General features: G+C 65.9%; 6 protein-coding genes. All 6 read left to right on the forward strand.

The annotated features are described in order from the left end of the window. The first annotated feature begins 148 nt into the window (after window positions 1-148). Window positions 149-1,600: a PE family protein gene (locus A5787_RS18290; protein ID WP_066969504.1), complete on the forward strand. Its 1,452-nt coding sequence runs from the start codon at window positions 149-151 to the stop codon at window positions 1,598-1,600. A 330-nt stretch (window positions 1,601-1,930) separates the two neighbouring features. Next, on the forward strand, window positions 1,931-3,559 hold the full coding sequence (locus A5787_RS18295; protein WP_066969506.1) for a PE family protein: 1,629 nt from the start codon (window positions 1,931-1,933) through the stop codon (window positions 3,557-3,559). A 262-nt stretch (window positions 3,560-3,821) separates the two neighbouring features. After that, a complete protein-coding gene (locus tag A5787_RS18300) occupies window positions 3,822-5,357 on the forward strand; it encodes a PE family protein (RefSeq protein ID WP_066969508.1) in 1,536 nt (511 codons plus the stop codon). A gap of 110 nt (window positions 5,358-5,467) precedes the next feature. After that, complete coding sequence (locus A5787_RS28635; RefSeq protein ID WP_156764007.1) at window positions 5,468-7,054, forward strand: PE family protein; 1,587 nt, start codon at window positions 5,468-5,470, stop codon at window positions 7,052-7,054. A gap of 417 nt (window positions 7,055-7,471) precedes the next feature. Beyond that, entirely contained in the window at window positions 7,472-8,989 is a 1,518-nt protein-coding gene (locus tag A5787_RS18310; protein ID WP_066969512.1) for a PE family protein, read from the forward strand. Window positions 8,990-9,413: 424 nt separating this feature from the next. Further along, on the forward strand, window positions 9,414-10,630 hold a 1,217-nt coding region (locus A5787_RS18315; protein ID WP_156764008.1), incomplete at its 3' end, for a PE family protein.

Raw genomic sequence — 10,630 nt, forward strand, 5'->3', positions numbered from 1 at the left:
TTTGACCGATGGTCTTCGAGGGCAGCCGAGAAAAGATCTTACTTTCGAGTAAGGACAGACCTTACTTTCGAGTAAGGAGCGTATTAGACTCAGGTCTAACCAACGCGTGACCGTTGGTCATCGGGCAAATCAATCAAAGGAGATCGAGATGTCGTTTGTGGTGGCGATGCCAGATGTACTCCAGGGGGCGACCCAGGATCTGGCGGGGATTCGTTCGTCGTTAGCCGAGGCCACCGCGGCAGCGACGGGGCCCACGACGGGCGTAGCGGCCGCGGCCGAAGACGAGGTCTCGATTGCGCTGGCCTCTCTGTTCGGCAACTTCGGCGCGGAGTTCCAGGCGGTGAGTGCCCAAGCCCAGGCGTTTCACCAACAGTTCGTCGGCTTGATCAACGCGGGCGCGAACGCCTACCTGGGTGCCGAGGTCGCCAACGTCCAGCAAACTATGCTGGGTGACATCGGCGTACCGGCCCAATCGCTGCTGGGGGGCGGCCTACCGGCGGCGGCCGTCGACGCCATTACCGGTTTTGGCGCCACCGTCGCCGCCCCGTACCAGGCGCTGGTCTTCAACACGGTCACCAACCTGCAAAGCCTCGGGGCCGGGATCTCGGCGAACCCGGCGCCCTTCCTGCACCAATTCCTCACCAACCAGTCGGCGTACGCCCAGGCCATCGCCACGGGATTCCAAACCACCGTCCAGAACCTGCCCGGCGAATTGGCCAACCTGCCCGCCACCATCCAGGCAGGCATCCAGGGCGCGCTGCCGGCCGTACAGCAGGTGGTGAATAACCAGATCGGCTACGCGCAGCTGGTCGCCTCCTCGCTGCAGAACGCGGGAAACGATTTCGTGGCCGGGCTGACCGCCTTTCCGGCCAACCTGCAAACAGGGATCCAGACCATCACGGCCGGGGACGTCACTGGCGGCCTGCTGCAGGTCGGCGGTGCCTTCTTGGCGCCGGTGTTCACCAACCTCAATGTCACCATCGACCCCGTGACCGGGCTTCTCGACATCATCCCGGGCGGCGCACTGGGAGATCTTTTGCCGATCTTCGGTATCCCGGCTCAGATCGCGCAGAACTTGACGAATCTGCTTCCGCCCGGCTCCGTTCCCGCGATGGTGGCGCAGAACGCGACGAATCTGTTGTCGACGGTGACCGACGTGTCGCAGACGCTGGACCTCAATACCGGCAACCTGCATATCGGGTTGCCGCTGGTGCTCGCGCTTGACGCGATAGGTCCGCCGGTCACCACGCTCGAAGCAATCGGGTCCAGCGCGACAGCGTTTTTTGGTGCGGTACAGACCGGCGACGGCCTCGGTGCGCTTGCGGCGTTGATCGATGCTCCCGCCGTCGCCGCGAACGGCCTCCTCAACGGCCAGGCGATGCTGGGTTTGCCGGCCTCGCTATCGGGCATCGACACCATCACCGTCATCCCGCTCGGCGGGCTCCTCACTCCGCTGCAGTTCGCTTCGCTGCAAATCCCGATCCTTGGGCCCGGATCACTGCAGCTGTCCGGCACCGGCTTCGGAGGGATCCTGCCCGGCCTGCTGACCTTCCTGCCCGAGACCCTCGCGCAGGCCATCGGGGCACCGCCGCTCGTGTAGACGTCGGCCCGCTCACGCCTGGGTCGTGACGCCTCCGCGCGCGTGCGGCGCGCCCGGGGGCCCTTGAGCTGCGATGACGGTCTCGTTCCGCCCGAAGCTGTTCGCTAGCGTAACGAATTCTGTGAAAACGCTCATTGTCATATTGACAAAAGCGAAGTGCTTATTAGACTCACGTCTGTCTTGGTTACCGCCGGGTAAGTTTACCGGTCAGTAACCGGTTGCAGTGAGAGTCGAGGGGGGCCTCGCGCGCTTTGCGTGCGAGGCCTTGTTCGACTATGTCAATTTGAGTGACCGTCGGTCATCGCGGGGTGACCCAAGGAGAGGGTGGACATGTCATTTGTGATCGCAACGCCGGATCTGGTCGAGAGCGCGGCCACGAGTCTGGCGGGCATTCGTTCGTCGCTGGCCGAGGCCGCGGCAACCGCGGCCGGTCCCACGACCGGGATCGCAATCGCGGCGCAGGACGAGGTATCGGTTGCGATCGCATCGATGTTCGGCAACTACGGCGATCAATTTCAGGCGCTGAGTGCCCAGGCGCAGGCGTTCCACCAGCAGTTCGTTTCCGTGATGAACGCGGGCGCGGGCGCCTACGCCAGCGCCGAGGCCGCCAACGCGGCGCAGACCCTGTTGGGTGGCAGTCTCGACGGCGGGCTCTTCGGCACCGTCGAGCAGAGCGTGAATGGCGCGGTGACCGCGCTGGGTAACGGCAGCCTCGGCGGATTCGTCGGCGGGCAGATTCAGACTGGCGCGCACGCCATTTCGAACGCGATCGCCGGCTCGCCCATCGGGCTCGGGACGCTGCAGACGGGTGGGGCGACCGCGGCGATGAGCGGGATCGGCTCGTTCGGCGCCACCGTCGCCGCGCCGTACCAGGCGCTCGTCTCGAACACCGTCACCAACCTGCAGGCCATCGGGAACACCGTCGTCTCCAACCCGTTCCCGTTCCTGCACCAACTCGTCAACAACCAGATCTTCTACGGCCAGACGATCGCCTCGTCGATCGCGACCGGCATTCAGAATCTGCCCACCACGTTGGCGAATCTGCCGGCGAGCATTCGGGCTGCGCTGCAGGGGCTTTCGGCGATCAACCCGGCCGCCGCGCTGCAGCAGCTGATCACCAGTCAGGTCGCCGACGCCCAGACGGTCGTCACGTCGCTGCAAAGCGCCGCCCACGACTTCGTCACCGGCGTGCAGTCCCTGCCGGCGGGCTTCCAGGCCGCCTTCCAGGATCTGTTGGCGGGCGACAACGTCGGCGCCTACATCGCCATCAACCAGGCCCTCACCAACGCCTTCCTCCCTGGCTTTAACGGCGTCCAGGTCGGGGGGGACGGGGGATCGACGCTGGTCACCAGCATCGTGCCGATAGGGCCGCTGGGCGACCTGGCACCCATCCTGGCGATCCCGGGACAGATCGCCCAGAACTTCACCAACATGTTGCCCGCCGGCAGCATCCCGGCGATGATGGCGCAGCACGCGACCAACCTGATCAGCGCATTCGCCAATTTCGGCACCACGATCTCGATCAGCAACGTCGCCAATCTGGACTTCGGGATCCCGCTGCAGCTCCTCCTGGACGGGATCGGTGCGCCGGCGAACGCATTGAGTGCGCTCAACTCCACCGGCCAGGCGTTGGTCAGCGCGGTGCAGGCGGGCAACGCGTCGGCGGCCGCCGCCACCCTCCTGGATGCCCCGGCCGTCGTCGCCGACGCGTTCCTCAACGGCACGACCGTCGTAACATTGCCCCCGGCAATGGTCTCGCTCCTCGGGCTGACGCTGCCGTCGACGACGTTCTTGCCGCTCGGCGGGCTTCTCACTCCGCTCGCCACCCCGCAGGTGCTCGTTGACCTATTCGGGACCACGTTGCCGCTCGAACTCTCGGGCGGCACGCCGATCGGTGGCCTCATTCCCGGGCTGCTCAGCTTCCCGGCCCAGTTGGCGGCGGACATCGCGGCTACTTAACCGGCAACCAGTTACTCACCGATGATCGGGACGTCGGCGGAAGCCGCGTCCCGACCCTCGGTCGTCGTTGCGGCTGATGGGCAACCATAACGAAAGCTGTGAAATCACGTGTTGTCTTTTGGCGGGGGCATCACTGCTGGTTAGGCTCGCTTTCGTCTTGGTTACTGGGGGGTAACCGCCCGCGAAGATATCGAGCCGGGGGCTCGTTATCGAACATTGGATGACCACCGGTCACCCCTGAACGAGCCAAGGAGAGAGTCAGATGTCGTTTGTGTTCGCAACCCCGGAGCTGGTCGAGAGCGCGGCCCAGGACCTGGCGGGAATCCGCTCGTCGCTGGCCGAAGCGGCGGCATCCGCGGCCGGACCCACGACCGGAATAGCGACCGCGGCCCAGGACGAGGTATCGGTCGCGATCGCTTCCCTGTTCGGCAACTTCGGCCAGGAATTTCAGGCCGTCAGCGCCCAGGCCCAGGCCTTTCATCAGCAGTTCGTCAGCCTGATGAACGCGGGCGCGGGCGCCTACACCAGCGCCGAGGCCGCCAACGCCGCGCAGACCGTGCTCGGCGGCGAGATCCAGGCCGGTGCGCAAGCCATGTCGAACGCGATCGCCAGCTCTCCCGTCGCTCTGGGATCACTTCCCACGGGTGGGGCCTCCGCGCTGGTCACCGGACTCAACTCGTTCGGCGCCACCGTCGCCGCGCCGTACCAGGCGCTCGTCTCGAACACCGTCACCAACCTGCAGGCCATCGGGGCTACCTTCTCGGCCAACCCGTTCCCGTTTGCGCACCAGTTGATCAACAACCAGATCGGCTACGCCCAGACGATCGGCTCGTCGATCGCGACCGGGATCCAGAACCTGCCCGTCGAGTTGGCCAACCTGCCGGCCACCATCCAAACCGGCGTTCAGGGCCTTGCGACGTTCAACCCGGGTGCCTTCGTGCAGCAGTTCGTCAACAACCAAATCGGCTATGCGCAGACCGTCGTCACGGGGCTGCAAAATGCCGGCACGGACCTTGTCACCGGGTTGAACGGGCTGCCCGCGAGCTTCCAGGCGGCCGGCCAGTCGCTGGCGGCGGGCAACGTCCAGGGCGCAGTGAACGCCGTCACGCAGGGTCTGGAGAATGTCGTCCTTCCCGGTTTCCAGGGCGTGAGCTTTGACATCGGCGAACTGGGATCGCCGACGGCGACGCCGCTGGCCATCACCCCGCTGGGTCCGCTGGGGGATTTGGCGCCCATCTTCGCCATCCCGGGGCAGATGGCGCAGAATTTCACCAACCTCTTGCCGGCCGGTTCCATCCCCGCCCAGATGGCGCAGAACTTCACCAACGTGATCGACACGCTCACCAACTTTGGGTCGACGTTCAATCCGGGAAACCTCGGCATCACCTTCGGCTTGCCGTTGCAGCTCGTTTTCGACGGGATCGGGGCGCCCGCCAACGCGCTGAGCGCGATGAATTCCAGCGCACAGGCGTTTGTCACCGCGGTGCAAACCGGCGACCCGATGGGGGCCGCGGCCGCACTGATCGACGCCCCCGCCAACGTCGTGAACGGCTTCCTCAACGGCCAGACCTTCCTCAGCCTGCCGCCGCTGACGACGACCGTCACCGCCGGCGGTTTCCCGCTCCTGGACCTCACCGCCACGGCCGAGCTTCCGTTGGGCGGCCTACTCACCCCGCTGAGCCCGGTGACCCTCGGCGGCGGCTTGGGCGCGGTGCCGGGCACGCCGATCGGCGGCATCATTCCCGGGCTGCTGAGCTTCGGATCGCAACTCGCGGCGGCGATCACGCCCCTGGGGTGATAACTGCACGAAAAGCAACTATTTTGCGCCGTGACGAACGGGATGTGATTAGGCTCACATTGCCTCGATAGCCATCGGGCGACCGTCGTATGAAGCGATGGGGGCTGGACATGTCGTTCGTCACCGCGGCTCCCCAAGAGGTGCAGGCGGCAGCCCGAAACCTGGCGGGCATCCGCTCCATGCTTGCCGAATCCAGCGCGTCGGCCGCGGCGCCCACCGCCGCAGTGGTGGCGGCCGCCGAAGATCAGGTGTCGGCCCAGATCGCGGCGCTCTTCAGCGCCTTCGGGCAGGACTATCAGGTCATCGGCGCCCAGGCGCAGCAATTCCACGAGCGGTTCGTCGACTTGCTGAGCGCGGGCGCGGGTGCCTACCTCGGCACCGACGTCGCAAACGCCGAGCAGGGCCTGCGCAATGCGGTCGCGGGCGACGGCGTCGTGGGTGGCGCCGTGACGGCGCTCCAAAACGGCGGCGGTCTGCCCTCCGCGCTGCGCGGATTCCAGCCGGGGCTGGCGCCTGCCCTGCTCGCGCCGGCCGCCGGCACGGGGCTCGCCTCGATCGCCGGTCCGTATCAGGCGCTCTTCCAGCACACGGCCGCCAATCTGCGGATCCTCGGAAACACCTGGCTGGCGAACCCGGCTCCGTTCCTGCAGCAATTCGTCGCCAACCAGACCGGCTATGCGCAGACGATCGCCGCGGGTGCGGAATACATCATCCAGAACTTTCCCGCCGTAGTGGCCGGCTTGCCCGCGAACATCCAGGCGTTCGTGCAGGCCCTGTTGGCCTTCAATCCCGGGCCGTACGTGCAGCAGTTCATCGCCAACCAGATGGCCTACGCGCAGATCGTCGCGACGTCTCTGCAGAACGCGGCCCACGACTTCGGCGCCGGGTTGCAGGCCCTGCCGGCGGCCTTCCAATCCGCCTTGCAGGCCCTCCAGACAGGCGACATCGCCGGCGCGGTGGCCGACGTCGCGCAGGGATTCGTCGGGCTGCTCGCGCCCGGTGTGGCCGTCACTACCACCGGAAACATTGCCGTCGCCCCCGGGCTGATCGCCGCGGTGACCCCGACGGGCGTCGTGGGGGACCTGTTGCCCATCCTCACCATTCCCGGAATGATGGCGCAGAACCTCACTGACTTGCTCCCGCCCGGTTCCATCCCGGCGCTGATCTCGCAAAATTTCACCAACCTGATCGAGACCGTCACCGACACGTCGCTCGCCGCGCAGGTGCTCTTTACGACCAGGCTTTTCCCCCTACCGCCAACCGCCAACCTCTCCGTCAGCCTCGCCGCGGGGCTGCCGATGGCGCTGACCCTCGACGCGGTGGGGGCGCCGATCAACGCAGGGAACGCCTTCGGATCGACCGTCACAACGTTCGTCGACGAGGTGCAAACCGGAAACTTCAGCGGGGCGATCGGTACCGTCATCGACGGTCCGGCCGTCATCGCCGACGCGTTCCTCAACGGCCAAACGACGCTGCCCATCGGCTTCGATTTGAGCGGTTTCCCTGTCACCGTGAACCTTCCCTTGAACGGCATCCTGGTCCCTCCCACCGCGTACACCGCTTCCTTGGATTCGGGCATTCCCGTGATCGGAACCGTCACTGTTCCCGTCGGGGGCACGCCGATCAGTGGCCTCGCGACCGGCTTGTTGATCTATGCGCCCGAGCAGCTCGCGGCTGCAATCACGCCCGCGGGCTAGCCACCGGGCCAACCATCAACGCGTCGCTCGGTACCGATGACGATGCACCTGCCGTTTGACGGCGCTTTCGTTCCGCCGCATCCCATTCCGGCAATTCCGAACCTGAGACTGCTAGCGATCACAGCCAGCCGGGCAGTTCAAATGCGTGGGTTCCACGAGTCGGCGCTCGACCCTGCCGGGTCGCCGCAGAGCGAACGCGCGATGCGCGACGCAATCGACTTATCGGATGCGCTGCGCCTTCGAGACCGCGCGCCAACGGTAGGTTTGCGCACCTCACGCGGACAATGCTGAAGCATGCTCGGGCCCGACCAACATATAAGAGGTCGGGTCCCTCCCTTCAAACAGCCGACTATTGAACTCGTGTTTACTCCGATTTTTACCGGGTAACCCCGTCGTGGTTTGACGGGAGGAGCTGTCATGTCGTTCGTGACGGTGGCACCAGACATGGCTCAGCAGGCGGCGCAAGATTTGGCGGATATCCGTGCGCTGATGGTCGAGGCGGCGTCGAAGGCCTCCGCTCCCACGACGGCGGTGGTGCCCGCCGCCGCGGACGAGGTTTCGGCCGCGATATCGGCGATGTTTGGCGATTTCGGCCAGAAATTTCAGTGGGCCAACGCCCAAGCCCAAGCGTTTCACGCCGAGTTCGTCAAGTTGATCAACGCCGGTGCTGCTGCGTACGCGAGCACCGAGCTCGCCAACGCCGAGCAGGCCGTGGCGAACGCGATCAACGCGCCGACCGAGACGGTGCTGGGCTCCCCGTTTGTGCCCGGCGGGGTAGCCGTTGCAGCCCAGAGTGCGGGCGCCACTGGCCTTCTCGGCGGGCTCCTCGGCGGCGGCACGTCCGGGGGCTCGCTGCTGGGCGGTCTCGCCGGTGCCGGGACCGGCCTCGGCGGGTTGCTCGGCGGTTTGACCGGTGGAACCGGTCTCCTTGGTGGCTTGGGTTCACTCGGCGGCGTCGTGGGCTCGCTGGGAAACCTGGGCTCACTGGGCGGCGTTCTCGGCTCGCTTGTGACAAGTGCCCTTCCCGGCTTGCCCACTACCCTTGGCGGCCTTACGAATACGTTGACCGGCGTGGTGAACCCGCTGTTGCCGGGAATGCTCAACATGCAAGCCGGCGCCGGCCCCTTCTTCAGCGGCATCGCCGGCCCCTACGACGCGCTCGTGTACAACACGTGGACCAACCTGAACAGCCTCGCGGGCGGGTGGTTAGCCGACCCCTTCCCGTTCCTGCGGCAGTTCGTCGCCAACCAGATGGGTTACGGGCAGACCATCGCGACGGCACTTCAAACCGGGAATTTCCAGCCGGTTTCCGCCATACCCGGCGAGATCGTGCAACATTTCGCCAATGTCGTTGGAACGCTTACCAATACCAGCGTCACGTCATCCCTGGTGGTGCAGCAGGTGCTGCCCACCCCCGTTTTGGCCCTGGACAACGTAGTCGGGTTGCCACTGGTGTTCGGCGCCAGCCTGTTGGGCCCGCCGGCCGCCACGATGGAGGCGGCCGGTTACGCCGCGTCCCTGTTCGCATCTGCCGTACAGGCGGGGGACGGCGCCGCGGCATTCGCCGCCCTCGTCGATGCCCCCGCCTACATCGTCGACGGCTTCCTCAACGGGCAGGCGACTTTCCCCTACGCGTTGAACCTTTCGAGCCTGACAGGACCCGCGGTCGCGGATCTGCTGAACGTCACGGTGGTGGCGAACTTCCCGCTCGACGGGCTCCTGCACCCGCCCGGGTACTACCCGGTGACGGCGACGGTCACCGCGCTCGGCGGGAGCGTCTTGCCTCCGGTCGCGATCAACCTGGGCGTCGGCAGCACGCCGTTCAGCGGGCTCCTGCCCTTCCTGGTGAACTACGTGCCCCAACAGCTGGCCCAGGCAATTGGCGCACCCGCGTCACCGCCGCCGCTGATCTCGATACCGCTTTTCACCTTCTAGCGGACAGCCGCCTTATTCGACACGTATACAGAAAGCGTTTGGGATACAGCGCTTTCCATTGACCCAAGCATGGCTTGCGTGTCTACTGGAAACGGTCGGCGCGGGTCCCGCAAAACCCCGGCCCGTTGAACGCGCCGTTGCCCGACCGAGAGAACTGACGCCTCCGCGTATCCGACCAAAATGCCTATGCAGCAGGCGCTTTGCGGTCTAAGGTATTGGAAAGCCGACTCCGTGCGGTGGCGGGTCTTGCGTCGTCACAACGGCCTACGGAGGCGCAACCAGACACCGCGCGCTAACGACGTACGCACGCGCCGAACAGCGGAAACGCCTTCGGACTGACCGTATTTCGGTACCACCGTCCAGTTGCGCGGCGCCTGGAGACTACGCAGACGCGCCGGAGTCTCATGAAAACAATGGTTTTCGAATGCGCTTGTTGGCGCGCCCTTACGCTCAGCTTGCCTCGATTATTCGGGCTCATAAACGTATATATGTCGTTCATTCGCGTGGGGAGATGAACATGTCTTTTGTGGTCGCAGTTCCGGATCTTGTCGAGGTGGCCGCCCAAGATCTCGCAGGTATCCGGTCAGCACTGGACGAGGTCACTCAAGCCATACTCGCCCCGACAACCAGCCTGGCGCCCGCCGCGGGGGATGAGGTATCGACCGCGATCGCCGCGCTCTTCGGCAATTTCGGCCAGGAGTACCAAGCACTCAACGCGGAAGTCGCGGCGTTCCACAACGCCTTCGTCGGCACGTTGGGTAGCGGCGCCGCCGCGTACGCAGGGGCCGAAATCGCCAACAGCGCAGCCCTGCTCTCGGGCGGCGGGAACCTGGCGGCCGAACTCGGCGGCGCGATCTCCGGGTTGGGCGCCGCGATCAGCGGATCCCTGTCGGCCGGCTTGAGCAGCAGTCTGGGAGCGTCGCTCGGCGGCACCCTAGAGACACTCCTCGGCGCCGGGCTCGGCGGACTCGCCTTCCAGACAGGCGGTTTCATCCTGTCGGGCATCGGCAACGGGATGGTCCAGACGGGCAACGCCATCGTTCAGGCCGGGCTCGCTCTCGAAAATAGCGGCGCCGCCTTCTCCGCCATGGGTGCTCAGATGCTCGCCCAGGCCAACGCCGCACTCAACGCACTGCTGAACGCCAACTTCGGTCTCGACCTCGGGGCGGCACTGTCGGCGAGCCTGGGCGGCAGCCTAAATGGGTTGGCTGCCAACCTTGCGGCCGGGCTGAACGGTTTGGGTAACTTGGGCGGGAACCTCGGGGCCGGACTCAATGGAGCGTTGCAGACCGGAGCGACGTTGGCGGGCAACTTCCTGGCTTCACTGCCGGGTCTGCCGGCGCTGACGATTCCGAACCTGGGGTCGCTGGGTGTAGGGCTATCCGCGGCGCTGAACGGATTGGGTGCCAACCTGAATGCGTCGCTGAGTGCGTTGCTGTCGGGTAACTTGGCGTTGCCGGGTCTGCCGCCGTTTACGTTGCCGCCGTTTACGTTCCCGGCGTTGCCGGGGCTGCCGGCGATCACGCTGCCCAACATTGGGGCCGACATCAACGCGGCGCTGAACGCGGTGTTGTCGGGGGCGTTGACGCTGCCGCCGATCAACTTGTCGCTGCCGGGGTTGCCGAGCTTCACGTTGCCGCC

Source organism: Mycobacterium sp. 852002-50816_SCH5313054-b, from assembly GCF_001667185.1.
Classification (GTDB): Bacteria; Actinomycetota; Actinomycetes; order Mycobacteriales; family Mycobacteriaceae; genus Mycobacterium.